Here is a 24,135-nt window from a genome sequence, read left to right as displayed (position 1 = left end):
GACTCTGCCGGCGACCGGGAAGTGTCGTCTCACGGTCGAGAGCTACGGAAGGTCGTCCCCGCCGGCCACCCCTGTCCCAGGGCGGCCCGGTCAGGGACTCCGCACAGTTGTGGCCGGCCGAGTCGTGAGCCACACCGCCAGCGTCGTCACTGCGGTGTGCCGAACGAAGGGACTTCTCGCCAGCACACCTGGCCATCGATCTTCAGGACGTCTCCGCACGGCTGCAGGGCAGCCTCCCCGCGGGCGTGGCCCCACCGAGACGCGGCGCGTCTCGGCGCGGTCACGAATCGGCGTTTCGAAGGTGCGGAGTGTGAGAAATGACGCACAGTCGATGTCCTGACGCTCGATGACGAGGAGCACGTCCAGTGATCACCGACCCGGCCAGTTCAGCGACGCCCTGCGACTCGGGTGTGCACGTCCTCTGCTGCCACGAGTGCGGCTGCGAATGCCACCAGGACGAGGAGTGAGGTAGGCATCGCGGCGCCCCGGGTCCATCACGGCGTCGAACCGGACCGCCCCCGCGTGCTCCGCCGACGGACAGAGGTCGGCCCACGGGAAATCTGACTCAGCACTGGTCAGTGCCCCGAGCTTCCGGGGCTGGAGTGCCAGAGCTTGCGGGGCGGAGCCGACGCCGCCCGGCGAGCTGCCGCCTTCGCGTCCTCGCCGGCGGGCTTGATGTCGGCGTAGGGCGACATCCGGAAACCGGTCGGGTGGACCAGCACCGGGCGGACCACGACCGGTCGCGAGCCGTGCGAGGCCGCGGCCCCCGCGATGGCCCGCTCGGTGTACTCCCCCGGGGCGGCCATCAGCTCGCGCACCCCCTCCAGGCCGTCGACCTCCCACGCCTCGTGCAGCGCCGGCAGCTCCCACGCCCCGGTGGCCCGGAGCGAGGCCCCGCGCGGGCCGGTCCGGCGCAGCACCCCGCGGATGACCAGCAGCCACGAGTGGAACACCGTCGCCGCGTAGGGCCCCTGCGCGTCCTCGAAGAAGGTCGAGTCGGTGCAGCCGGTGCCGTCGTCGAGGGTCACGAAGACCACCCGGCGGCCCGAGCGGATCGGCGGAGTCTGGGTCGCGACCTTGACGCCGGCGACCAGCACCTCGGCGCCGCTGCGGCAGGTGAGCAGCTCCCCGGCCGGGACGGCGCCGAGCGCGGCGAGGAACGGCCGGTAGAAGTCGACGACGTGCCGGCTGGCATCCAGGCCCAGCACCTCCAGTTCGGCGCGGACCAGCTCGGCGTCGGTGAACTCCGGCAGCCCGCTCCCCTCGGCCCAGTCCGGCCCGGTCCGCTCCTGTTCGTCCTCGGGCAGTTCGAGTCCCATCAGGTCGAGGCTGAGCTGACCGCTGGAGCCGGCCCGTGCGCCGCTGCGGCTCCACCGGTCCAGCTCTCCGATCTGCAGCAGCAGGTCACGCCGGGTGACCTGCTTGCGGCGGTGGAGCGGCCGGCCGGCCTCGCGGTCGCGGACCCCGAAGCCGTAGAGGGAGTCGAATCCGCCGGCGAGGACCAGCCGCTCCACCACCGGACGGGACACCGACGCACGGGACCAGAAATCCGTCAGCGACCGATACGGCTGCCCCGCCACGATCCGGGCGACCTCGTCGTCGGAGATGCCCTTCACGTCGGCCAGCGCCAGCCGGATGCCGTACCGGGACGGGTCGCGCATCGTCGCCGGCATCCACTCCGGCCGCGACCAACTCTCAATCTGCACCTCAGGGTCAGAGTCAAGGCGCTCGACCCGGTAGGTGTCGGCCGAGGCGTTGACGTCCAGGCCCAGCACCCGGATTCCGAAGTTGCGGGCGTCGTCGAGGATCAACCGCTTCGGGTACATCCCGGGATCGTGGGTGAGCACGCCGGCGAGGAAGGCCGCCGGATGGTGGGTCTTCAGCCAGGCCGACTGGTAGGTGGGCAGTGCGAACGCCGCCGCGTGCGCCTTGCAGAAGCCGAACGACCCGAAGGCGGCGAGCACCTCCCACACCTGCTCGGCGACCTCCACCGGGTACCCGGCGTCCAGCGCCCGGGGCACGAACCAGGCGCGCACCTCCGGATGGGCGTCCTTCTCTCCCAGAGCCCGGCGCACCTCGTCCGCCTCGGCGAGGCTCACCCCGGTCATCCGGGAGACGATCTGCAGCACCTGCTCGTGGAAGACCACCACACCGGCGGTCTCCTCGAGGCAGAACTCGAGATCGGGGTGCGGGTAGACCGTCTCCCGCCAGCCGTTCCGCGCCATGAGGAACGGGGTGACCATGTCGCTCTTCACCGGCCCGGGCCGGAACAGCGAGATGTCGATGACGATGTCCTCGAACGTCTGCGGGCCGAACTTGCCGACCAGCTCCCGCTGGCCCGGTGACTCGATCTGGAACATCCCGAGGGTGCGGGTCGAGCGGATCAGCTCGAAGGTCGTGGGGTCGTCGCGCGGGATCGCGTCGATGTCGACGGTCTCGCCGTCGACCCGGGCGACCTCGTCGAGCGCGTGGGCGATCGCCGACTGCATCCGGATGCCGAGCAGGTCGAGCTTGAGCAGGCCCAGCTCCTCGACGTCGTCCTTGTCGAACTGGCTCATCGGATAGCCGAGGTAGCTGTTCTCCACCGGTGTGCGGTCCAGCAGCGTGGCGTCGGAGAGCAGTACCCCGCACGGGTGCAGCGCGATGTGCCGGGGCAGCCCGTCGAGCCGGGCGACGAGGTCGAACAGCAGGTCGAGATCGCCGGTGCCACCCCCGCGGCGGGACCCGAGCCGGCTGGCCCGCAGCTCCGGGAGGTCCTTGAGCGCGGCGTGCACCTGGTTGGCCCGGATGTGCGGAAAGGCCTTGGCGACGGCGTCTATCTCCGCCGGCGGCAGCCCGAGCGCGGCACCGACGTCGCGGATCGCGTGCCGCACCCGGTAGGTGTCCATCATCGAGATGCAGCTGACCCGGTCGGCGCCGAAGCGGTCGATCACCGCGTCGTAGACCTCCATCCGGCGCGCCGACTCCACGTCGATGTCGATGTCGGGCAGCTGGTGGCGCAGCGGGGAGAGGAAACGCTCCATGAGCAGCCCGTAGCGGAGCGGATCGACGTCGGAAATGCCCAGCAGGTAGGTGACCAGGCTGCCGGCCCCCGAGCCCCGTGCCGCCGCCCGGACCCTCAGGCTCTTGATGAGGTCGACCACGTCGGCGACGGTGAGGAAGTAGGACGGGTAGCCGAGCTGGTCGATCACGGCCAGCTCCTCGTCCAGCCGCCGCCGCACCCGCTCCGACGGCGGCATCCCGCGCCGGCCCATCCCCGCCCCGCAGCGGGCGCGCAGCACCTGCGACGGGCTCATCCCCCGCTCGGCGGGCGTGGTGACGACGTCGAGCTCGGGATAGCGGACGCTGCCGATGCCGAGGTCGGCCCGGATGTCGACGGCGCACTGCTCGGCCAGCCGGGCGGTGCCCTCGAGCAGGCGCAGGGCGGCGTCGCGATCGGGACCGACGAGGTCCTCGGCCACGGCGGCCATCTCCTTGCCCGACTTCAGGTAGCCCTCGGCGGTGCGCCGGTCGACGTGCCGCTCGTCCAGCGCGACCAGCCGGCGGGAGGCGTCCAGCACGTCGGCGGTCGGCGCGTCCAGGGCGTCGACGTACCGGACGGCGTTGCTGAGCACCACCGGCACGCCCTGCTCGGCGGCGAACCGCAGCATCGTCTGGGCGCGCTGCCGGTCGCCGCGCCCGCGGTGGTGCACCACCTCCAGCACCAGGCGGCCGGGCCCGAAGGCGGCGCGCCAGGCGTCCAGATGGGCGGCGGCGTGGTCGGTCCGGCCGGTGAGCAGCGCCCGGCCCACCGTCGAGTCGGGGCCGAGCAGCGCGATCAGCCCGGCGGCGTGCTCGGCGGCGGTCGCCAGCGAGCTCACCGGCTCCCCGCGCACGCCGCGCAGATGGGTGGCGCTGGTCAACCGGCACAGCGAGCGCCACCCGGCGCCGTCCCGGGCGAGGAAGGTGACCCGCGGCAGCCGCGGGTCGACGCTCGCCCCGCCCCGCGCGGGGACCCGGCGACCCCTGGTGGGGCGGGTGGGCGAAGGCGCAGCGCGCAGACGTGGTGGCCGGGCGCCGGACTCCTCCCCGCCCAGGGCGTGCGCGAGCGCCGGGGGCACCGTCGCGTCGAGAGCGGGGGCGACGGCGAGGTCGATCCCGAAGATCGGCCGCACCCCGGCCGACCGGCAGGCCAGCGCGAACTTGACCGCCCCGTACAGCCCGTCGCGATCGGTCAGGGCCAGGGCCGGCATGCCGTGCTCGGCGGCACGGGCCACGAGGTCGGCGGGGTGGTTGGCCCCGTACCGCATGGAGTAACCGGAGGCGACGTGCAGATGGACGAAGGGGTCGCTCACCTCCGCGACGTCTTCGGCCGGGTGAACGGCGACCGGGCGGGCTCGGGCGCGGGCAGGCTGCCGTACGGGGCGGCGAGGCAGCTCTCCACGACGGCGAGGAAGGCACCGACGTCCCGGACCAGGTCGTCGGCCTCCCGCTCGGTCACCGCCCGGGAGAGCCCGGCCTCGGCGGCCGCGCGCTTGGCGGCGCCGGCGGCGAAGAAGGTGGCCCACTCCCCCAGCTCGGGGGCGACCTGACCGAGCATCACCCAGGCGCTGCGGGGACGTCGCCGGGCGGGCTCGGGCCGGGTGCGGGCGGCCAGCACCGCGGCGGCGCCGCGCAGGGCCCCCAGGTGGGCCGTGGCATAGCGCTGCCGGGGATCGGTGGCCGCGGCCGCCTCGGCCAGCCCTCGGTGGGCCTGGTCGAGGAGCTGGGTGGCCGCGGCGGGCAGGGCGGGGGGCAGCGGCAGCTGGCCGACAGGAACGGCCCGGGCGGCGCCCATCAGTCGTGCACCCGCACGAGCCACCAGCGGTTGCCCGCGGCGTCCCAGGAGAGGTCGTAGACCCCGGCGAAGCTGGTCCGCGAACGCCCTGCCCGCACCGCCTCGACCCGCCACACCTCCTGGGGGGCGACCAGCTCGGCGGAGGCGCCACCGACGGCGGCGTCCCGCCTCCACCAGGGCGGGGTCTCGACCCAGGAGTCGAGCAGCTCGCCGACGAGGTAACGGGACTGCCCCCGCCAGAACTGCACCGGACCCAGCGGCCCGCGCTCGACCTGGACCTCTTCACCCGCCCGTCCGGTGACCTCACCGAGCACCCGGCTCATGACAGACTCCCCACCTCTCGCCCGTGCCCGCGCCGCTCCGGTCACCGCTCCGGGCGGGGAAGTGCCGGAGAGCGGCGGGAGCGACGCTGTTCGAACGCGTGTTCGAACAGGTCCAAGTAGACCGGACCGGCCCCCGGTCGTCAAGACGGGGAGCACCGTGTCGCCACCCGGTCGGGGACCACGGCGGCACGCCGCCCCGGCCGGTGGCAGGATCGGTCCATGGCCCCGCCGACCACGCCGACGCCGCCGGAACACCCCCGGGTCGCCGAGGTCGCGCGACTGCTCCGCGCCGCCGGTGCCACCGGCGCCGTCCGCCACCTCCCCGACAGCGCACGGACCGCCGCCGCGGCCGCGGCCCAGCTCGGCGTGGAGGTGGGAGCGATCGCCAACAGCCTCGTGTTCGACGTGGGCGGCGACCCGCTGCTCGTGCTCACCAGCGGCGCGCACCGGGTCGACGAGGGGCTGCTCGCCATGTTCCTGGGCGTCCCACGGATCAGCCGCGCGACGCCGGAGTTCGTCCGCCGGCACACCGGCCAGGCGATCGGCGGCGTGGCGCCCATCGGCCACCCCGAGCCGATCGGCACCCTCGTCGACATCGAACTGGCCCGCTTCGACGTGGTGTGGGCCGCCGCCGGGCACCCGCACACGGTCTTCCCCACCACCTACGACGAGCTCCTCCGCCTCACCGACGGGACGGCCGCCGAGGTCGGCACCGGCCCGGCGGCCACCCCTCGCGCCGAGGCGGCCGCGCGATGACCGACACCCGGCCCGCGACCCGCATCGTCGAGCTGCCCACGCCGTGGCTGCGCGAGCACATGCAGGAGGCCCTGACCATCTACGGCCTGGCGATGGGGTACGACTCCGCCGTCGTGGCCGGGCGTTACGGCTACGCCGTCCAGCACACCGAGCGGCCGGGTTTCCGGGCGGTCGGCGCGTTCGCCGAGTCGCCGGACGGGGAGCAGCTGGTCGGGTTCGGCTACGGCTACCTCGTCGCCCCGGGCCAGTGGTGGCACGACCAGGTGCGCGCCGCCCTCGACCGGCGGACGGCGAAGAAGTGGCTGCCCGGCGCCTTCGAGGTCTGCGAGCTGCACGTCCACCCCGACCACCAGAGCCGTGGCCTGGGCCGCCGCCTCCTGCACGCCCTGCTGGCCGGCCTCCCGCACCCCGCTGCCCTGCTGTCCACGCCCGACGCCGACACCAAGGCCTTCCGGCTGTACCACGCCGACGGCTTCGTCGACCTGGCACGCGGCTACCACTTCCCGGGTGACTCCCGGCCCTTCGCGATCCTCGGCGCCCGCCTCCCGCTGCATCCACCCAGCCGGGCCGCGGCGAACAGCTGAGTGTGAGCAGCCCTCCCCCCGTCGACGGCCGTGTCGACGGCCGTGTCGACGGCCGTGTCGACGTCGTGGTCATCGGCGCCGGCCACAACGGGCTCGTCGCCGCCTGCTACCTGGCCCGGGCGGGCCTGTCGGTGGAGGTCGTGGAGGCCGACGCCGTGCTCGGCGGCGCCGTCTCGACCGTCGAGCGCTGGCCGGGTGTCCGCGTCGACCGCGGCTCCAGCGCGCACGTGATCATCCGGCAGAGCGGCATCGTCGAGGAGCTGGACCTGGCCGCCCACGGGCTGCGCTACATCGACTGCGACCCGTGGGGGTTCGCGCCCGCACCCTCCCCGGGCGACCCCGGACCGGAAGGCCGCCCCCTCGTCCTCTCCGTCGACCTCGACGCCACCTGCGCCTCCATCGCCGAGGCCTGCGGCCCGGAGGACGCGGCATCCTACCGCCGGTTCGTCGAGGTCTGGGCACCGCGCAGCCGAGCCGTCGTCGCCTCCTTCGGCCGCCGGCCCGGCCCGGCCGGGCTGATCCGCTCGTTCTGGCCCCTCGGGGCCCCGGCGGACGGGCGGCCGCGGACCCCGGGCGGGGAGCTCGCCGTCGACTTCCTGGGGTCCGGCGACGCCCTGCTCGACCGCTGGTTCCGCAGCGAACGGCTCAAGGCGGCGCTGGCCTGGTTCGGGGCGCAGTCCGGCCCGCCCATGTCGGAACCGGGCACCGCGGCGATGGTCGGCTGGGTCGCGCTGCTCCACGACGTGCCGCCGGGGCACCCGGTCGGTGGGTCCGGGGGCCTGACCGCCGCCCTGCGCCGACGGCTCGAGTCCGACGGCGGGCGGGTGACGCTCGGCGACGGCGCCGCGCGGCTGCTCACCGCGGACGACGGCGCCGGGGGACGGCGGATCACCGGCGTCCGCACCGTCAGCGGACGGCGGGTGACGGCCGACGCCGTGGTGGCCGCCTGCCACGTGCAGGTGACCCGGGCGCTCGCCGGGGACGCCGCTCCTCCGGCGCTGGCCGACGCCGATCCACCGCTGGGCAACGGCTTCGGGCTGGTCGTGCGAGCGCTGACCGACGCGCCGCCGGCCTATCCCGGCGTGGCTCCCGAGCTCTCGCTCCAGGGCCTCCAGCTCCTCTGCACCGACCGTGCGGCGCTCGCCTCGGCGCACGGCGACTGGGCCGCCGGGCAGCTCCCCCGCGTCCCGGTGCCCCTGGCGATGTGCTTCTCGGCCACTGACGACAGCCTGGCCCCGCCGGGGCAGCACGTGGTGACCATCTGGGGGCAGTGGTACCCGTACGAGACGGCCGACGGAGGTGACTGGGACGACCTCGCGGAGAGCGAGGCCCGCCGGCTGGTCGCCGCCGTCGACCGCTACGCGCCCGGCTTCGCCGACTCGGTACAGCGGCTGTACGTCCAGACCCCGCTGTCGCTCGAGCGCGAACTGTCCCTCCCCCGTGGCAACGTCATGCACGTGGAGATGGGCCTGGCCAGCATGTTCGCCTTCCGGCCCACGCCGGCCCTCTCCGGCTACCGGGTGCCCGGGCTGCGCGGCCTGTACCTGGCCGGCGCCTCGACCCACCCCGGTGGGGGCGTGTCCGGCAACTCGGGCCGGACGTCGGCGCGCGTGCTCCTGGCCGACCGGCGCCGGTCCGCCGCGGCACGCGCCGCCGTGGGCCGCGCGCTGCGCCGTGCCGCCGTCCGGTTCCAGAGGACGCCGGCGTGACCGCCGCCGTCTCCGCGCCTCCTGCCCCGCGGCCGTCGACGGCCCGGCGGGTCCTTCCCCTGGTGCTGGCGGCGGCGCTGGTCCTCACCGCGATCGCCTATCCGCTCAGTTCCGGGCCCGCCCGGGACGCGGTCAGCTGGACGATCGTCGTGCTGGGCTCCCTGCTCTCGGTGGTCCACGCGGGCGCCGCCCGCGGGTTGCGCACCGCGATCGGGCTGCTGGTCCTGGTCACCGTCACCGCGGTCGCCTTCGAGGCGGTCGGGCTGGCCACCGGCTTCCCCTACGGCAGCTACCGCTACAGCGGCGCCCTCGGACCCACCCTGCTGGGCGTGCCGTTCCTGGTCCCGCTGGCCTGGCTGATGATGGCCTGGCCGAGCTGGGTGCTGGCCGAGCGTCTCGCCCGCCCGGTTGCCGGGCCGACGCGCCGCCGGGTCGTGCGGATCGCGACCGCGGCCGGGGTCTTCGCCGGCTGGGACGTCGTCCTCGACCCGCAGATGGTGCAGGCCGGCTACTGGACGTGGAGCGATCCGAGCCCGGGGCTGCCCGGTATCGCGACGGTGCCGCTCACCAACCTCGCCGGCTGGCTGCTCGCCGGGCTGGTCCTCATGGCGCTGCTGGACCTGACGGTCGCCCGAACGCAGGCCGGGCGCGCGCCGCGCACCGGCGACGCGGCCCCGCTCATCGCGCTGGCGTGGATGACGCTCGGCGGCGCGCTGGCGCACGCGGGCTGGCTCGGCCTCCCGGGCTCGGCCGCCTGGGGTGCGGCGCTCGCCCTGCCGGTCCTGCTGGCCGTGGTCCGCCGGCATCGCGGGGGCCGGTGGTGAGCGGCCGGCTGGTCCGCGTGCTGGCCGGGATCTCCGGCGCGGCTGCCCTCCACGCCGCCGTCAACATCGCGCTGCTCCGCCGTCCGCCGGATGATCCGCCGGCGGTCCGCCGGCCGGTCACGGTGGTCGTGCCCGCCCGGGACGAGGAGGAGCAGATCGGCGGCTGCCTCGCCGCCCTGCTCGCCCAGCGGGGAGTGCCCGAGCTGCGCGTGGTCGTGGTCGACGACGGCTCGACCGACGGCACGGCAGCCGTCGTCCGGTCGGTCGGGGACCCGCGGGTCCGGCTGGTCCGGGCGGTGCCTCCTCCGGCGGGCTGGCTGGGGAAGCCGCACGCCTGCGCGACCGGGGCAGCCTGGCAGGACGAAGGCGAGGGCCAGGGCGAGAGCCAGGCCGAGGGCCAGGGCCAGGGCGCGGGCCAGGGCGAGGGCCAGGGCGCGGGCGAGGGCGCGGACGACGGGGAGCTGCTGGTCTTCGTCGACGCCGACGTCCGGCTCGCACCGGAGGCGATCGCCGCGGCAGTGGCGGTGCTGGATCGGCACGACCTGGACCTGGTCTCCCCGTGGCCGCGCCCGGTCGCGCACGGGTCGGCCGAACGGCTGGTCCAACCCCTGGCCCCCTGGCTCGTGGCCACGACGCTGCCGCTGCGGGTGGCCGAGCGCTCTCGCCGTCCCTCGACGGCCGCGGCGAACGGGCAATTCCTGGTCGTCGACCGGCGGACCTACGACCGCGCGGGTGGCCACGCCGCGGTGCGCGGCGAGGTGCTCGAGGACATCGCCCTGCTCCGCGCGGTCAAGCGGGCCGGAGGCCGGGGCGTCCCGATCGACGGGTCCCGGCTGGCCGTCTGCCGGATGTACGACGGGTGGCCGGCGCTGCGCGACGGCTACGCCAAGTCCCTGTGGGCCTCGGTCGGGGGCCGACCGGCAGCGGGCGCCGTCACGGCCGCCCTGCTCACCGCCGTCTGGGTGGTGCCGCCGCTGGCGGCCGTGCGGGGCTCGCGCGCCGGACTGGCCGGCTGGGCGGCCGCAGCCGCCGGCCGCGCGGTGGTGGCCGCCCGGACGGGCAGCCGCGTCTGGCCCGACGCGCTGGCGCACCCCCTGTCGATCCTGGTGCTCGACGTGCTGATGGCACGCTCGCTCCTCGGCCACCGGCGGGGAACCCTCACCTGGCGCGCGCGGCCCGTCGCCGCCCCGGCACGATCGCCGCGACGACCCCCGGTGAGGATGGGGAGGTGACCGACCCCGCCGGACGTGTGCAGTTCGATCCCGACGAGATGGAGACGCGCGCGTTCTACCGCGTCCTGAACTCGGTCGTCGTGCCGCGGCCGATCGCCTGGGTGTGCAGCCGCTCGGCCGAGGGAGTCATCAACCTGGCGCCACACTCCTTCTACACGGTCGCCTGCGTCGACCCGCCGGTCGTCCAGTTCACCTCGGTGGGCCGCAAGGACTCGCTGCGCAACGTCGAGGCCACGGGCGAGTTCACGGTGAGCCTCACGCCGGAGTCGCTGTTCGAGCAGGTCAACGCCACCGGCACGGACTTCCCGGCCGGCGTGAGCGAGGCCGAGGAGGTCGGCGTCCGGCTGGAGCCCAGCTCCCGGGTGGGCGTTCCGCGCGTCGTCGAGTCCCCGGTGTCCGTGGAGTGCACCCTGCACTCGACGGTGCGGCTGGGCGACAGCACCGTGGTGTTCGGCCTGGTGCGGCTGATCAGCGTGTGGGCGGGCGCGGTGCGCGACGGACGCCCGCGGATCGAGCACCTGCGGCCGCTGGCCCGGCTGGGCGGGAACGAATGGGCGACGATCGGCGAGGTCAAGGAAATCCCTCGCATCCCCTACCGCCGCTGGGCCGAGGACCCGGGCATCGGCGAGCAGATCAGGGGTGACTGACCAGCGCTGCGCGGAGCGCGTGGCGCGGGCCGGAGGTTCCCGGCGGGGACACATGGACACGCTCCTGACAGCCGGGGGGACGGCTCGTGGCCGCGGTGTCGTCCGGAGGACGACGGGGTCATGGCGTCATGGCAGGTAGGGGGCGACCTCGTCGGCGGCGTCGCTGCCGAACGCCTCGGCGAAACGGGCCAGGAAGCTGTCCTTCGGCAGGTCGTACTCCTGGGTGCCGATGACCTCGACGGCGGCAGTGGCGACGGCGGAGCCGAGCTGGGTGGCCCGCTCGAGGCCCAGACCCCACATGCGCCCGGCGATGAACCCGGCGCGCAGGGCGTCGCCGCCGCCGGTGGGCTCCACCGGCTTGGTCTCCGGGACGGCGATCACCGAGATCGGCTCGGCGTCGGCCTGGCGGACCAGCACGCCCTCAGCGGCGCGGGTGGTGACCCAGGTGCCGACCCGGGCGAGCACCTCGTCCTCGTTCCAGCCGGTCTTCTGCTGGAGCAGGTGTGACTCGTACTCGTTGGTGAACAGCAGCTCCGCGCCGTCGACGAGGCTGCGGATCATCTCGCCGTCGGCCCACGCCAGCTGCTGGCTGGGGTCGGCGGCGAACCGGTAGCCGCGGTGCCGGCATTCCTCGGTGTGCCGCACCATCGCCTTCGGGTCGTTGGGGCCGACCACCACGAGGTCGAACTGCCCGACGCGGTCGGCCACCGGGCCGAGCTCGATGCTGCCCGCCTCGGACATGGCCCCCGAGTAGAACGAGGCGATCTGGTTGTTGGCGGCGTCGGTGGTGCAGACGAAGCGGGCGGTGTGCTTGAGCTCCGACCAGTGCACGCTGCCGGTGTCCACGCCGTGCCGGGTCAGCCACGCGTCGTACTCGGCGAAGTCGCTGCCCACGGCGCCGACGAGCACGGGCTGGAGTCCGAGCAGGCCCAGCCCGTACGCCATGTTCGCGCCGGCCCCGCCCCGGTGCTGCACGAGGTCGTCGACGAGGAAGGAGAGCGAGACGTTCTCCATCTGCCCCTCCACGAACTGCTCGACGAACTTCCCGGGGAAGGTCATCAGGTGGTCGGTGGCGATGGAGCCGGTGACGACGACGGGCACGGAAGGCTCCCTGGTGCTGGATCGGCGGAACGCACCGCACGATGTCGGGTGCCCGGCAGGCAGCGGAGCACCCGCTCACCTTAAGAGCCCGGGCCGCACATGGCTGCGTCGCACCCTGCTCTCATCCGGCCGCATCGGCCGGCCGGTCGGCCAGCATCCGCCGCAGCGAGACGCCGAGCTGCGCGACGCCGACGGCGCCGAGCAGCGTGCCCGCCGCGGCGCCCGCAGTGACCACCAGGCCGGCACCGCCCCACGCGGCGACGACCCCCGCGCCGCCCAGCGTCATGCCGGTCACGGCGACGCGGCTGGGCCGCTCCCACACCGACAGCGCCCCGGTCTCGGCCACCCCCGCCTGGCCGGCTCGCGCCCGCAGGTAGTCGGGCAGCCAGCAGAGCGCACCGAAGGACGCGGCCAGCCACCCCGGCGCCCCGGCCACCCAGAGCGCCCCGGCGTAGGCCGCCTCGGTCAGCCGGTCGACGGCGGAGTCGAGGACGAAGCCGCGGCGCGAGGCCCGTCCGGTTCCGATCGCCAGCGCTCCGTCGAGCGAGTCCAGCAGACCCGAGAGCCCGACGAGGAGCCCCGCGGCGATCAGCCAGAGCCCTCCTGCCGACGCCGGGACGACGGCTGCGACCGCCACCAGCAGGCCGAGGCCGGTCGCCACGATCGGCGGCAGTCCGGCCAGCGGCCGGGCCAGTGTCCAGGCCGCGGTCAGCCAGCCGCGCACCAGCGGCCGGTCGGTGGCGGTGTCCCCGTGCCAGCGTGACCAGGCGGCCAGGTACTCGTCGCGGCTCAGCACCCCGTCTCCCGCCCCTCCACGGGCGCAGTCCACCAAAGGGTGGCGCCGGCGGCGACAGCAGGCACAGTGAAGGGGTGCTCGCCGGCCTCTCCCCCGCCCGCCGACGGCTGGTCCTCACCCTCCTCTCCCTCGTGGTGGTCGGGACCGTCCTCATCGCCGTGCTGGTCGCGCGGACCGGGTCCCCCGCGCCGGAGCCGGTCGCGCAGGACCGTCCCGGGCCGGTGCTGCTGGTCCCTGGGTACGGCGGCGGCGGCACCGGCGCGCTCCGGGAGCTGGCTGACCGGCTGACCGCGGAGGGGCGGGACACCACCGTCGTCCGGCTGCCCGGGAACGGGACCGGCGACCTGCGCGCCTCCGCCGGGGCGCTGGACGAGGCCGCCTCCGAGGCCCTGGAGCGCACCGGGGAGACGAGCGTCGACGTGGTCGGCTACTCCGCCGGCGGCGTGATCGCCCGACTGTGGGTGGCCGACGGGCACGCCGGTATCACCCGCCGGGTGCTCACGCTGGGGTCGCCGCACCACGGCACGTCCCTCGCCGACCTGGCCGGCGCGCTGGCGCCCGGCCGGTGCCCCGTCGGCTGCCGGCAGCTGACGACCGGCAGCGACGTGCTGTCCGCACTGAACGGCGACGACGAGACGCCGGCGGGCCCCACCTGGGTCTCCATCTGGACCACCCAGGACGAGACCGTCACGCCGCCGGACTCCGCCCGGCTCGACGGCGCGGTGAACCTGACCGTCCAGTCGGTCTGCCCGGACGCCGAGGTGCGACACGGCGAGCTGGTCCGCAGCCCGATCGTCCAGGCGATGGTCGTCACCATGCTCGCCGCGGGGAACCCGGCGGAGCTCGGCCCCGCCGACTGCCCCCGCCTCAGCGGATGAGCGTGGCCCCGTGCTCCCCACCCTGCGCGTGCCGAGGGTGGGGAGCACGGGGTCCTCGTTCAGCTGGTCACGTCCTTCGTCGTGAAGTTCGCCCAGGCGGCCGCGAGGAGGACTCCCACGTACACCGCCTGCAGCGCGATGCCGCGGGTGATGTCCCGCCAGAGGATCGGATCGCGGAAGAAGTCGACGAACGCCAGCCAGTAACGGGTCGGCAGGTAGGGCGCGATCGGCGACGCGGCGTCCAGGGTGAACAGGAGCGACGACGCCACCAGGACCGCCAGCGCGCCCATCGTGGCACCGAGGGGCGAGTCGGTGAGGGTGGAGAAGAAGAGCCCGAACGCCGCGACGCCCAGCATCGACACCGCGACGTAGCCGACGGCGAGCAGCGTCCGGCCGCTGATCTGCTCCGGAGTCAGGGAGGTGCCCGACACCGAGGAACCGCCCGCGACGGGCTCGGCCTCGAACAGCGTCGTCCCCAGGACGTAGCCGACCGCGGCCACCACGACCACGGTGACCAGGACGAACGCCATGACCGCGATCAGCTTGGCCACCAGCAGCCGGGTCCGGCCGACGGGGCGGGCCAGCAGGTACCGCAGGGTGCCGGCCTGGGCCTCCCCAGCGATGGAGTCACCGGCCACGACGGCGACGGCGATCGGCAGGAACAACGGCAGGACGATGGCCAGGGCCGCCAGCGGGTAGAGGGCGCCGTTGCGCAGGACCGCGGAGAGGAACGGCGGGCCCTCCCCCGGCCGGGGGGCGAGATCGGTCAGCACCAGCAGCACCGCGACCAGCACCGGCAGCGCGTTGAGCACGGCGACGGTCGCCCAGGTGCGCGGGCGGCGGAACATCTTGCGCAGCTCGACGACGATCACCGCTGCGCCTCCACCCGGTCGGACGTCGTGCCGGCCGCGGCCAGCACCACGTGCTCCAGCGTCGGGCGCTCCAGCGCCAGCGCCGTGACGGGGATGCCCGCCCCGACCAACAGCGCGTTGACCTCGGCGGGGTCGGCGCCGCGGACGACCACGCGCTGGCCGTCGACGGAGGTCACCCGGCCGTCGAGCGTGGCCCGCACCCGCTCGGGCACCGGCGTGTGCACCACCGTCGAGCCGGTCGGCGCGGTGAGGGTCGCCAGCTGGTCCTGCAGCACCAGCCGGCCGCGGTCGAGCACCCCGACCCGCGAGCACAGCTGCTCGACCTCGGCCAGCAGGTGGCTGGAGAGGAAGACGGTCGTGCCGCCCCGGTGCAGGTCCAGCAGCAGCTCCCGGATCTCGGTGATCCCCTGCGGGTCGAGTCCGTTGGTCGGCTCGTCGAGCACCAGCAGCTCGGGCCGGCGGAGCAGCGCGCCGGCCAGCCCGAGCCGCTGCCGCATCCCCAGGGAGTAGGCCTTCACGGGCCGCCGGCCGACGCCCCCCAGGCCGACCTGCTCCAGGGCCGCGCGCACGCGCCGGGAGCGGGTGCGCCACGACCCGCCGCGACCTGCCGCGTCGAGCAGGGCGAGGTTCTCCCGCCCCGACAGGTGCCCGTAGTGGGCCGGCCCCTCGATCAGCGCGCCGACCCGGGGCAGCACGCGGCGGGCGGCGCGGGGCATGCGCTGCCCCAGCAGCTCGACGTCCCCGCTCGTGGGCAGGACCAGGCCAAGCAGCATGCGGACGGTGGTGGTCTTGCCGGAGCCGTTCGCGCCGAGGAAGCCGTAGACGTCACCCTCGCGGACGTCGAGGTCGACGCCGTCGACGGCCCGCAGGCGGCCGTAGCGCTTGACCAGCGCCGAGGTGGCGATGACCGCGGTCACGGCCGGCCTCCAAGCTCCGGCATGTCCGCCGCGGCGGCGGCCAGCGCCTCCGTGGTCACCGTGCCCGTGAGCACGTAGGGGCGCCCGCCCGGACGGTCCACCACCATCAGCCCCAGCGGGCCGACCGAGGCCCGGACCCCGAGCTCGTCCACCACCGCACCCGGTGACGCGTGGAGGGCACGGCGCAGCTCGCCGGCCAGGCGGCCGGGGGCCGGCACCACGGCGAGCAGGGTCACGCCCCTGCCGTACACGGCCAGCCCGCGGGGCAGCCCCTCCACCGGACGCCGGTCGAGCCCGGCGAGGGTCAGCGGCAGCGCGGGACCGGTGATCTGCCGGGCCGCCGCCACCAGGTCGAACCCGCCGTCCTCGCGCAGGCCGGCGCTCTCCGGCGGCGAGAACGCGGTCACCTCGGCGTCGGGCACGGCCAGCTCCAGGTCGAGGAACCGGGTGTCGAGGGCCGCCCGTGCGGAGCCCTTGGCGAACACCTCCACCTGCAGGGGCAGGCCGCTGTCGCCGTCCACCCAGACGTCGACCCGCTCCACCGACGAGGCCCGGGCGGCGGGCACCACCCGGAGGCCGAGGCCGTCGCGCCCGGCCACCCGGCGGGCGCCGACCCGGGACAGCTCGTCGGCGGAGGCCTCGGACAGCAGCCGGGCACCCAGCGTGCTCGGCAGGAGATCCGGGGGCGCCGGGAGTTCCAGGGGGCCAGGCACGGTGCGCCTGGCGGTCGCCGACTCGTACTCCCACGTCCAGGTGCCCAGGGCGTCACGGTGCGTCCCCGTCTCCCCCGTGGCGGTCAGCACGTCGACCCGGTGGTCGGCCGGGCCGCGCCACCACACCCGCATCGACGTGCGGTCGCTGAAGAGGTCGGCGACGGAGGTGAGCTGATCGGTCACCGGTAGGGACAGTCCCCCGGCGGACACCGCGTAACCGGAGAAGCCGACCTCGTCGCTGGCCAGCACGGCCGCGCGCAACCCGGCGGCGGAGACACCGGTGTCCGTCGCCGGCAGCGCCCCGAGCAGCGACGGCAGCGCGACGAGCGCGGCGACCAGCGCGCCGACGGCCGACCAGCGCACGGCCGCTCCGCGTCCTCGTGCCGCCACACCGGCCACGGTACGTGGAGCTCCCGGTCGCAGCCGCCGCTCGATGACGATCAGCACCGGCCGGAGGTCGCCTCGGCTGCGGGCATGACCGCCGTGGGTGCGCGGTGATCTTGTCGCGTCCGCGAAGCGTGGGAGCAGGGCGGACCGGGCACGGCACCGACCATGGCTGCACCCATCAGCGACGCCGTGGTCGTCGACGTGCTCCGCCGGGTCGACCGCCTGACCGGACCGCTCGTGCGGCGCCTTGGCCGCCCCCCGGCCCTGCCGGCGGCCGAGCGCGACGCCTGGTGGGCCGATCGCGTATCCCGGGTGGCGGCCGGCGTCTCGGCAGCGCCCCGCTTCGCCGGCGCGCTCGCCGACGTGCTCCCGCTGCAGAACACGGTGGGGACGGCGGTGCAGTCGCTGGTGGTGCTCGGCGTGGCGTCGGAGCACGGGGTAGAGGACCCGGCCGCGCGGATATCGCTGCTGTCCCGCGTCCTCCTGCGCCGTCCCCTGACGGCCGAGCAGGTGCGCCCGCTGCTGGAGCGGGCCAAGGGCACCTACGCCGAGGAGGCCCTGGGAAAACGGGATGGGCGCGCGGGGCTCCGCGGCACCGCGCGCACGCTCTGGCGGGTGGCCGGGCTCCTGGGCCGGATCGACGACACCCTCGACGCCCGCCCCAAGGGCAGACTGTTCCACCGGGCCGTGGCCAACCTGCCCGTCGTCGGAGTCGCCGGGGGCTACGCCGCCGAGCGTGAGGGGCTGCGACTCGCGGCGGCCGAGACGGCGGCGATCCTCGAGGGGCCGGTCAGCGAGTAGCCGGCAGGTGCGCGAGGTTGGCGTAGACCTCACGTGTCGCGGTCGAGCGGTTCATGGTGATGAAGTGGATGCCGGGCACGCCCTCGGCCAGCAGCGTGCGGCACAACTCCGTGGCCACCTCGACGCCGAACGCCCGCACGGCCGCCTTGTCCTCGGGCCGGTCCCCGTCGAGGGCGGCGAAGCGCTCGGCGAGCTCGGCCGGGAACGCCTGACCGGACAGCTGCACGATCCGGGTGATCTGGCGGGCGTTGGTCACCGGCATGACACCGGCGATGATCGGGACGTCGCAGCCCCGGCTGCCCACCCGGTCACGCAGCCGCAGGTAGTCCTCCGCCCGGAAGAACATCTGCGTGATCGCGAAGTCCGCGCCCGCCCGGCACTTGTCCACGAACCGGGCGACGTCGGTCTCGAAGTCCGGTGAACGGGGATGGCGCTCGGGGAAGGCGGCCACGCCGACGGAGAAGTCCCCCATCGACTTGATGAGCTCGACCAGCTCGGCGGCGTAGTGGAGGCCCTGCGGATGGGCCCGCCACTCGGCCTGCGGGTCGGCGCCGGGCGGGTCGCCCCGCAGCGCGAGCACGTTGCGGACCCCGGCCGCGGCGAGCCGGCTGACCACGTGCCGCAGCTCGGCGACGCTGTGGTCGACGGCGGTGAGGTGCGCCATCGGGGTCATCGTGGTCTCGGTGGCGATCCGCTCGGTCACCGAGACGGTTCCCTCGCGCGTCGAGCCGCCGGCGCCGTAGGTGACGGACACGAAGGAGGGCTGCAGGCGCTCCAGCTCGCGCAGAGCCGTCCACAGCTGCGGCTCGGCCTCCGGCGTCTTCGGGGGGAAGAACTCGAACGACCACGTCGGCCGGTCGTCGGCGAGCAGTTCGCGCACGGTCCGGGTCACGGGCACCCAGGGTACGGGCGGCGCGCCGTGGGAGGCCCGTCCCGACCCCACGACATTCCTCACGGTCGTGCATCCACCGGGCCGGGTGCCGCGGAAGAGGAGGAGCAGCGGCTCGGGCCGTGCCCACGGGCGGACGACGGACGTCGCCGCCGTCGACGTCGCGCAGGGGCGCGAGGAGGGTGGAGAGACGATGAGCCGGAGCCCCGCTCCTGTCCTGTTGCGGCGGTCGGGCACCACCGGGTTGGGCAATACTGGGCGGGTGACCGCCGGGACGCAGCACGTGCAGGCCTCGGCCGGGCCCTCCTCGCTCCTCGCCGCCGCGGAGCTGGACCGGCTGCGCGCGGCAGTCAGCGCGGCCCTCGCGGTATTCCTCGGTCGCCAGCGGGAGACGCTCGCCGCGATGGATCCCAGCCTGGTCCCGGTCGTCGACGAGGTCTGCGCGCTGGCCGAGGGCGGCAAGCGACTGCGTCCGGCGTTTGCGTACTGGGGCTGGCGCGGGGCGCGCGACGGCGGGTCCGACGAGGACGAGGCCACCGTGCTGAGGGCTGTCGCGGCGCTGGAGTTCGTCCACGCCAGCGCCCTGGTGCACGACGACGTCATGGACGGCGCCCACACCCGCCGCGGTCGTCCCGCCACCCACGTGGGCTTCGCCTCCCGCCACTGCGTCGACGGCCTCGACGGCGACCGGGAGCTCTTCGGCACCGGCGCGGCCATCCTCGTCGGCGACCTGGCCCTGGTCTGGTCCGACGAGCTGCTGCGCCGCTCCGGCCTCTCCCCCGCCGCGCTCAGCCGGGCCCGCGTGGTCTGGGACACCATGCGCACCGAGGTCACGGCGGGGCAGTACCTGGACCTGCTGCGGGCTGCCGGAGGCCTGCCCGGCCCCGACGGCGCCCTCACCGTGGCGCGCTACAAGAGCGCCGGCTACACCGTGCAGCGGCCCCTGCAGCTCGGCGCGGCGATCGCCGGCGCCGGACCGGAGGTCAGCGAGGCGTACACCGCCATCGGCCTGCCGCTGGGTGAGGCCTTCCAGCTGCGCGACGACGTGCTGGGCGTCTTCGGGGACCCCGCGGTGACCGGCAAGTCCGCCGACGACGACCTCCGGGAGGGCAAGCAGACCCTGCTGATCGCCCTCGCCGAGGAGCGGGCCGACGAGACCGGCCGGCGGCTGCTCGGCGCGCTGCTGGGCAACGCCGACGCCGGACCCGAGGAGTTCGACGTCCTGCGCGCCCTGCTCGAGTCCACGGGCGCCCGCGCCCGCGTCGAGGAGCGGATCACCGAGCGGACCGCGCTGGCCCGAGCCGCCATCGCCGCCGCGCCCCTGTCCGCCGACGCCCGCGCCGCGCTCGACGCCCTCGCGGTCGCGGCCACGTCCCGCGCCGCCTGATGGTCCGCACCGTTCCCGGACCGACCGACCGCGTCGTCGTCGTCGGCGCCGGCCTGGCCGGACTGGCCACCGCCCTGCGGCTGCGCGGGGCCGGCCGCGAGGTCACCGTCGTCGAGCGCGCCGCCGGCCCCGGGGGCCGGGCCGGCCGCGTGGAGCGTGCCGGCTACGCGCTCGACACCGGTCCCTCGGTGTTCACCGCGCCGGAGATCGTGGCCGACACCCTGGCGGCGGTCGGCGAGAAGCTCGAGGAGCGGCTGACCCTCGTGCCCTTGGAGACGACCTACCGGGCGCAGTACGCCGACGGGTCGCACCTCGACGTCCACGCCGACCCCGACGCCTTCGCCGCCGAGGTCGCCGCCCTCTGCGGCCCGGCCGAGGCCGACGCGCTGCGCCGCTACCTCGCCGACCTCGCCGAGCTCTACCGCCTGCAGCTGTCGACCTTCATCGACCGCAACCTCGATTCACCCCGGGACCTGCTGGGGCCGCAGCTGGTCGCCCTCGCGCGCCGGGGCGGGTTCGGCCGGCTGTCGCGGCACGTGGAACGGCACTTCACCGACGACCGGCTGAGACGGCTGTTCAGTTTCCAGGCCCTCTACGCCGGCGTGTCACCGTTCCGCGCCATCGCCGCCTACGCGGTCATCGCCCAGCTCGACATCGGCGCTGGGGTCTGGCACCCCATGGGCGGGATCGCCGCCGTCCCGGCGGCCCTCGCCGCCGCTGCCGCCGACGCCGGGGTGACCTTCCGGTACGGATCGACCGTCGAGGAACTGAAGACCTCCGGCGGGCGGGTCGCCGCCGTGCGCCTCGGCGGGGGCGACCGGCTGCCCGCGGACGCCGTCGTCGTCACGGCCGACCAGCCGTGGCGGCTGGTGCCCGGGCTGCGTCCCCCGCGACGGCCGGTGTACTCCCCCTCGTGCGTGGCCCTGCACGTCGGCGTCCGCGCGGAACTACCCGGCCAGGCGCACCACGCCATCAGCTTCGGCCGGTCCTGGCGCCGGGTGTTCGAGGAGCTGACGCGGGAGGGCCTGCCGATGACCGACCCGAGCCTGCTGGTGAGCATGCCCTCGCGCACCGACCGGAGCCTCGCCCCCGACGGCGGCCAGGTGCTGAGCATCGTGGCGCCCACGCCCAATCTCGACCGGCGCAGCGGCGGCAACCCCGACCTGGACTGGACGAGGCTCGGACCGCGCTACCGCGACGAGGTGCTCGCGACCCTGGAGGACCGCGGCTGGAGCGGGCTCACCGGGGCGGTCGAGGTGGCGGAGCTGGCGACGCCCCTGGACTGGGCGGCGCAGGGCATGGCCGCGGGCACCCCGTTCGCCCTGGCGCACACCTTCGGCCAGACCGGCCCCTTCCGGCCGCCCACCCTCCCCCGGCGGGGGCCGGAGAACGTCGTGCTCGCCGGCTCGTCGGTGCAGCCGGGGGTCGGGGTGCCGATGGTGCTGATCAGCGGCCGGCTGGCCGCGGAGCGGATCATCGGGCCGGTGTCGCGGTGACCCTGCTGGCGCCCCCGGGCACTCAGGCGGCCCGCCAGCGGCAGCTCACCGCCGCGTACGCGCACTGCGCGGCGATCGCCGCGCGGCACGGCAAGAGCTACCACCTGGCGACCCGGTTGCTGACGCCGGACCGGCGGCCGGCCGTGCACGCCCTCTACGCGGCCGCCCGGACGGCCGACGACCTCGTCGACCTGCCCGGCGCCGATCCCGAAGGCGACCTGGCGCAGTGGTCGCGCGCGGTGCTGGCGGAGCTGGACGCCGGCTGGTCGGAGGACCCGGTCCGCCTCGCGCTGGTGCACACCTACCGGCGGTACCGCATCCCCGTCGAGCACCTCGTCGACTTCCTCGCCGCGATGTCCAGCGACCTCTCCGTCGACTCCTACGCCGACCTGGCCGCGCTGGACCGGTACATGTGGGGCTCGGCGGCGGTGATCGGGCTGCAGGTGCTGCCGGTGCTCGGCACGGCGCCCGGGGTGTCCCGGGAGGAGGCCGCGCCCCACGCCATCGCCCTCGGCGAGGCGTTCCAGCTGACCAACTTCCTGCGGGACGTCGCCGAGGACGTCGACCGCGGCCGGGTGTACCTGCCCGCCGACCTGATGGCCGCGCACGGGGTGAACCGCGAGCAGCTGGCCGAGAAGCGGCACGACGCGCGCTTCGCCGCGCTGATGCGCGAGATGGTCGCCGTCGTGCGCCGCCGGTACGACGACGCCGCGCCGGGCACGCCGCTGCTGGCACCGGAGTCGCGCGACTGCGTGCGGGCGGCCACCGCCCTGTACGGCGGCATCCTCACCGAGATCGAGCGGGCCGACTACCGGGTGCTCGACGGGCGGGTGTCGGTCTCCAGGCCGCGCCGTCTGGCCGTGTTCGCGCGTCGGTTGACCGCGGCCCAGCTGGCGAGGGTCAGGGTGACCATGGCGAAGCCGAAGAGCAGGTCCTCGACCGGGGCGTAGGCGATCCGGGGACCCCAGATCGCGTCCGGGTCGTACGTGACGACGTCCAGCCCGGTGAGGACGCCGTTCATCAGCAGCTGGAAGGCCAGGATGATCGCGTAGGCGGTCCAGAACACCTTCCGGGTCACCATGCGGGTGCGGTAGCCGACCAGGTCCACGGCGAGGACGCCGACGACGGCGAGCACCGCGAGAGAGGAGTACGTCACGGGCCGGCCTCCTCGGCCGGATATCCGGCGTCCCAGCCGGTCACCCGCCGCACCGCCTCCAGGGCGAGCACCGAGCACAGCGGCACGACGAGGAAGAAGAGGACCTCCTCCAGCGGGAGGCCGCCGGGCAGACGCAGCCCGAGGGTCAGCTCGTCGCTGTAGTCCCAGTGCTCCTGGGCGATGGCGTAGAGCACCCAGACGACGAACACCACGAACTCGGGCAGCACCGCCAGCAGCAGGCGCCGCCAGCGGGCGTAGACGCGCACCCGCAGGACCAGCTCCAGCGGCGCGGTCACCACGAGGCACGCCGCCAGCAACGCCAGGTACGTCAGGTGCCCCACGGCCTCAGCTTCCGTCCGGCGCGGCCGCCCGGATGCACCTCGGTCAGAACGCCAGGGCCTGGGCCCGGCGGGTCACCTCGGTGTGCCGGTCGTCGCGGAGCGCCTGCACCGGGGTGCCGGGCAGCGACTCGTCCTCCCGGAACAGCCAGTCGAAGGCCTCCTGGTCGCTGAAGCCGCCGTCCCGCAGCACGGTCAGCAGCCCGGGGAGGTGCTTGAGGACCGCGCCGTCCTGCAGGAAGTCCGCGGGGATCTTCCCGTTCCCGCTACCGGGGACGGCCATGAGCTTGCCGTCGCGGATGAGCTGTCGGACCCGGTTCGGCGAGGTGCCCAGCAGCTGAGCCGCCTCCGCGGGCGTGAGCGTGTCCATAGGCTCCCAGCCTATGGCGAGCGTCGGACCAGCGGACAGCCCGGTGCCGGGCCAGCGGCGGCGCGCCCCTGGTGAGCCGGAGACCCCCGAGGACCCGGGCCGCGAGCCGCCGTTCCTGGACCTCGACCTGCTGGAGGCACGGGCGCGCGACCGGCTGCCCGGCCCGGTCTTCGACTATTACGCCGGCGGCGCGGAGAGCGAGACCACGCTCGGGGAAGCCACGGGGGCCTGGCGGTCGTGGCGGCTGCGGCCGCGGGTCCTGCGCGGGGTCACCGCCGTTCGGCTGGGAACCGAGTTGCTCGGCAGCGGCGTCCGCACGCCGATCGCCGTCGCCCCGTGGGCCTACCAGGGCATGGCGCATCCCGACGGTGAGCGCGCGACCGCTCGCGGCGCGGGAGCGGCCGGCGCGCTCATGACCGTGTCGACCAGCGCGACGCACACCGTGGAGGAGGTGGCCGCGGAGACGACCGGCTCGCCCGCCTGGTTCCAGCTCTACCGCCTGCACTCCGGCGGCCACACCGACGACCTGGCGCGGCGCGCCGGGGATGCCGGCTACCGGGCCCTCGTGCTCACCGTCGACCTGCCGCTCTTCGGCCGCCGACGCCGGGACCTGCGGCACGACTTCGCGCTGCCGGCCGACGTCCGGCTGGCGAACCACCCGCCCGACGACCGGGCAGCCCAGCCCATGCCGGCCTGGACGTTCGCGGACATCGCCCGCTTCGGGCAGGTCTCGGGACTGCCGGTCGTGGTGAAGGGCGTGCTGCGTGGCGACGACGCCGTCCGGTGCGTGCAGGCCGGCGCCGCGGCCGTCTGGGTCTCCACGCACGGCGGGCGCCAGGTCGACCCAGCGATCGCCAGCGCGCACGCCCTCCCCGAGGTGGTGGAGGCGGTCGGCGGGGACGTCGAGGTCTACGCGGACGGCGGGATCCGGTCCGGCTCGGACGTGCTCGTCGCCCTGGCGCTCGGGGCGTCGGCGGTCTTCGTCGGCCGACCCACGATCTGGGGGCTGGCCACCGGGGGCGCAGACGGCGTCACCCGGGTGCTGGCCGCCCTGACCGAGGAGCTGGAGCGCACCATGGTGCTCTGCGGCCTCGACGACGTCCGATCGGTGCCCCGCGACACCGTCACCCCGGCGCGATAACC

23 protein-coding genes and 1 pseudogene are annotated in these 24,135 nt (G+C 75.3%); 12 read left to right on the top strand and 12 right to left on the bottom strand.

The genetic code is table 11. The features are described 5' to 3' along the window. Positions 1 to 575: 575 nt before the first annotated feature. Genes ACFSHS_RS11635 through ACFSHS_RS11625 form a run of 3 tightly spaced genes read right to left on the bottom strand, consistent with a single transcriptional unit; the run spans position 576 to position 5,139 of the window. On the bottom strand, positions 576 to 4,334 hold the full coding sequence (locus ACFSHS_RS11635) for a DNA polymerase III subunit alpha (RefSeq protein ID WP_376875690.1): 3,759 nt from the start codon (positions 4,332 to 4,334) through the stop codon (positions 576 to 578). Beyond that, a complete protein-coding gene (locus ACFSHS_RS11630) occupies positions 4,331 to 4,816 on the bottom strand; it encodes an SAV_6107 family HEPN domain-containing protein (protein ID WP_376875687.1) in 486 nt (161 codons plus the stop codon). Before ACFSHS_RS11630 ends, ACFSHS_RS11635 begins: the two co-directional genes overlap by 4 nt. Continuing rightward, positions 4,816 to 5,139 carry a DUF6504 family protein gene (locus tag ACFSHS_RS11625; protein ID WP_376875684.1) on the bottom strand — a complete coding sequence of 108 codons (324 nt, stop codon included), beginning with the start codon at positions 5,137 to 5,139 and terminating at the stop codon, positions 4,816 to 4,818. Before ACFSHS_RS11625 ends, ACFSHS_RS11630 begins: the two co-directional genes overlap by 1 nt. Before the next feature lie 219 nt (positions 5,140 to 5,358). Between ACFSHS_RS11625 and ACFSHS_RS11620 the strand changes: the two genes are divergently transcribed. The 6 genes from ACFSHS_RS11620 to ACFSHS_RS11595 are packed head-to-tail and all read left to right on the top strand — an operon-like array spanning position 5,359 to position 10,891. Continuing rightward, the gene (locus ACFSHS_RS11620) at positions 5,359 to 5,895 is read left to right on the top strand and encodes a YbaK/EbsC family protein (protein WP_376875681.1); all 537 of its coding nucleotides are present in this window, start codon (positions 5,359 to 5,361) and stop codon (positions 5,893 to 5,895) included. Further along, complete coding sequence (locus ACFSHS_RS11615; RefSeq protein WP_376875678.1) at positions 5,892 to 6,479, top strand: GNAT family N-acetyltransferase; 588 nt, start codon at positions 5,892 to 5,894, stop codon at positions 6,477 to 6,479. Before ACFSHS_RS11620 ends, ACFSHS_RS11615 begins: the two co-directional genes overlap by 4 nt. A gap of 2 nt (positions 6,480 to 6,481) precedes the next feature. Further along, a complete protein-coding gene (locus ACFSHS_RS11610) occupies positions 6,482 to 8,188 on the top strand; it encodes a phytoene desaturase family protein (RefSeq protein WP_376875675.1) in 1,707 nt (568 codons plus the stop codon). After that, complete coding sequence (locus ACFSHS_RS11605) at positions 8,185 to 9,012, top strand: carotenoid biosynthesis protein (protein ID WP_376875672.1); 828 nt, start codon at positions 8,185 to 8,187, stop codon at positions 9,010 to 9,012. Before ACFSHS_RS11610 ends, ACFSHS_RS11605 begins: the two co-directional genes overlap by 4 nt. Next, positions 9,009 to 10,244 carry a glycosyltransferase family 2 protein gene (locus ACFSHS_RS11600; protein WP_376875669.1) on the top strand — a complete coding sequence of 412 codons (1,236 nt, stop codon included), beginning with the start codon at positions 9,009 to 9,011 and terminating at the stop codon, positions 10,242 to 10,244. Before ACFSHS_RS11605 ends, ACFSHS_RS11600 begins: the two co-directional genes overlap by 4 nt. Beyond that, positions 10,241 to 10,891, top strand: a complete 651-nt coding sequence (locus ACFSHS_RS11595; RefSeq protein WP_376875666.1) for a flavin reductase family protein — start codon at positions 10,241 to 10,243, stop codon at positions 10,889 to 10,891. The genes ACFSHS_RS11600 and ACFSHS_RS11595 overlap by 4 nt, the downstream gene beginning before the upstream one ends. A 126-nt stretch (positions 10,892 to 11,017) precedes the next feature. Here ACFSHS_RS11595 and ACFSHS_RS11590 read toward each other — a convergent pair whose 3' ends face one another. Beyond that, positions 11,018 to 11,992 (bottom strand): carbohydrate kinase family protein, encoded by a 975-nt coding sequence (locus tag ACFSHS_RS11590; RefSeq protein WP_376875663.1) that lies wholly within the window; start codon positions 11,990 to 11,992, stop codon positions 11,018 to 11,020. A 121-nt stretch (positions 11,993 to 12,113) separates the two neighbouring features. Then, positions 12,114 to 12,788, bottom strand: a complete 675-nt coding sequence (locus ACFSHS_RS11585; RefSeq protein WP_376875660.1) for a CDP-alcohol phosphatidyltransferase family protein — start codon at positions 12,786 to 12,788, stop codon at positions 12,114 to 12,116. Between the two features lie 74 nt (positions 12,789 to 12,862). Between ACFSHS_RS11585 and ACFSHS_RS11580 the strand changes: the two genes are divergently transcribed. Beyond that, positions 12,863 to 13,666 (top strand): lipase family alpha/beta hydrolase, encoded by an 804-nt coding sequence (locus ACFSHS_RS11580; protein WP_376875657.1) that lies wholly within the window; start codon positions 12,863 to 12,865, stop codon positions 13,664 to 13,666. A 59-nt stretch (positions 13,667 to 13,725) separates the two neighbouring features. Here ACFSHS_RS11580 and ACFSHS_RS11575 read toward each other — a convergent pair whose 3' ends face one another. The 3 genes from ACFSHS_RS11575 to ACFSHS_RS11565 are packed head-to-tail and all read right to left on the bottom strand — an operon-like array spanning position 13,726 to position 16,558. Continuing rightward, positions 13,726 to 14,538 (bottom strand): ABC transporter permease, encoded by an 813-nt coding sequence (locus ACFSHS_RS11575; RefSeq protein ID WP_376875654.1) that lies wholly within the window; start codon positions 14,536 to 14,538, stop codon positions 13,726 to 13,728. Then, positions 14,535 to 15,455: an ABC transporter ATP-binding protein gene (locus ACFSHS_RS11570; protein WP_376875651.1), complete on the bottom strand. Its 921-nt coding sequence runs from the start codon at positions 15,453 to 15,455 to the stop codon at positions 14,535 to 14,537. Before ACFSHS_RS11570 ends, ACFSHS_RS11575 begins: the two co-directional genes overlap by 4 nt. Beyond that, positions 15,452 to 16,558 carry a LolA-like protein gene (locus ACFSHS_RS11565; protein ID WP_376875648.1) on the bottom strand — a complete coding sequence of 369 codons (1,107 nt, stop codon included), beginning with the start codon at positions 16,556 to 16,558 and terminating at the stop codon, positions 15,452 to 15,454. Before ACFSHS_RS11565 ends, ACFSHS_RS11570 begins: the two co-directional genes overlap by 4 nt. Before the next feature lie 162 nt (positions 16,559 to 16,720). On the opposite strand from ACFSHS_RS11565, the gene ACFSHS_RS11560 reads away from it, so the two are divergent. Further along, complete coding sequence (locus ACFSHS_RS11560) at positions 16,721 to 17,356, top strand: hypothetical protein (RefSeq protein ID WP_376875644.1); 636 nt, start codon at positions 16,721 to 16,723, stop codon at positions 17,354 to 17,356. On the opposite strand, the gene metF is transcribed toward ACFSHS_RS11560, so the two are convergent. Beyond that, positions 17,346 to 18,248, bottom strand: coding sequence for a methylenetetrahydrofolate reductase [NAD(P)H] (gene metF, locus ACFSHS_RS11555; protein ID WP_376875641.1), 903 nt, complete (start codon positions 18,246 to 18,248; stop codon positions 17,346 to 17,348). The two genes, ACFSHS_RS11560 and metF, sit on opposite strands and share 11 nt — an antisense overlap. A gap of 259 nt (positions 18,249 to 18,507) precedes the next feature. On the opposite strand from metF, the gene ACFSHS_RS11550 reads away from it, so the two are divergent. From ACFSHS_RS11550 to ACFSHS_RS11540, 3 genes are read left to right on the top strand one after another with little or no spacing between them, the layout of a single operon-like run. Further along, on the top strand, positions 18,508 to 19,632 hold the full coding sequence (locus ACFSHS_RS11550) for a polyprenyl synthetase family protein (protein WP_376875638.1): 1,125 nt from the start codon (positions 18,508 to 18,510) through the stop codon (positions 19,630 to 19,632). Next, entirely contained in the window at positions 19,632 to 21,128 is a 1,497-nt protein-coding gene (crtI, locus tag ACFSHS_RS11545; protein ID WP_376875635.1) for a phytoene desaturase family protein, read from the top strand. Before ACFSHS_RS11550 ends, crtI begins: the two co-directional genes overlap by 1 nt. Continuing rightward, complete coding sequence (locus ACFSHS_RS11540; RefSeq protein WP_376875632.1) at positions 21,125 to 22,078, top strand: phytoene/squalene synthase family protein; 954 nt, start codon at positions 21,125 to 21,127, stop codon at positions 22,076 to 22,078. Before crtI ends, ACFSHS_RS11540 begins: the two co-directional genes overlap by 4 nt. On the opposite strand, the pseudogene ACFSHS_RS11535 reads toward ACFSHS_RS11540, so the two are convergent. The 3 genes and pseudogenes from ACFSHS_RS11535 to ACFSHS_RS11525 form a co-directional block, all read right to left on the bottom strand. Further along, positions 22,075 to 22,236 (bottom strand): annotated as a pseudogene (locus ACFSHS_RS11535) (lycopene cyclase domain-containing protein); the annotation flags it as partial. The gene ACFSHS_RS11540 and the pseudogene ACFSHS_RS11535 overlap by 4 nt on opposite strands. Positions 22,237 to 22,280: 44 nt before the next feature. Then, positions 22,281 to 22,625: a lycopene cyclase domain-containing protein gene (locus ACFSHS_RS11530; RefSeq protein WP_376875629.1), complete on the bottom strand. Its 345-nt coding sequence runs from the start codon at positions 22,623 to 22,625 to the stop codon at positions 22,281 to 22,283. Between the two features lie 43 nt (positions 22,626 to 22,668). Then, positions 22,669 to 22,992: an Rv2175c family DNA-binding protein gene (locus tag ACFSHS_RS11525; RefSeq protein WP_376875625.1), complete on the bottom strand. Its 324-nt coding sequence runs from the start codon at positions 22,990 to 22,992 to the stop codon at positions 22,669 to 22,671. A gap of 13 nt (positions 22,993 to 23,005) precedes the next feature. On the opposite strand from ACFSHS_RS11525, the gene ACFSHS_RS11520 reads away from it, so the two are divergent. Beyond that, the gene (locus ACFSHS_RS11520; protein ID WP_376875622.1) at positions 23,006 to 24,133 is read left to right on the top strand and encodes an alpha-hydroxy acid oxidase; all 1,128 of its coding nucleotides are present in this window, start codon (positions 23,006 to 23,008) and stop codon (positions 24,131 to 24,133) included. Positions 24,134 to 24,135 lie beyond the last annotated feature (2 nt).

Origin of the sequence: Blastococcus deserti (assembly GCF_042682525.1) — a bacterium.
Taxonomy (GTDB): domain Bacteria; phylum Actinomycetota; class Actinomycetes; order Mycobacteriales; family Geodermatophilaceae; genus Blastococcus_B; species Blastococcus_B deserti.
Note: the sequence above shows the minus strand (reverse complement) of the source record. Positions and strands in the feature narration are given on the sequence as shown.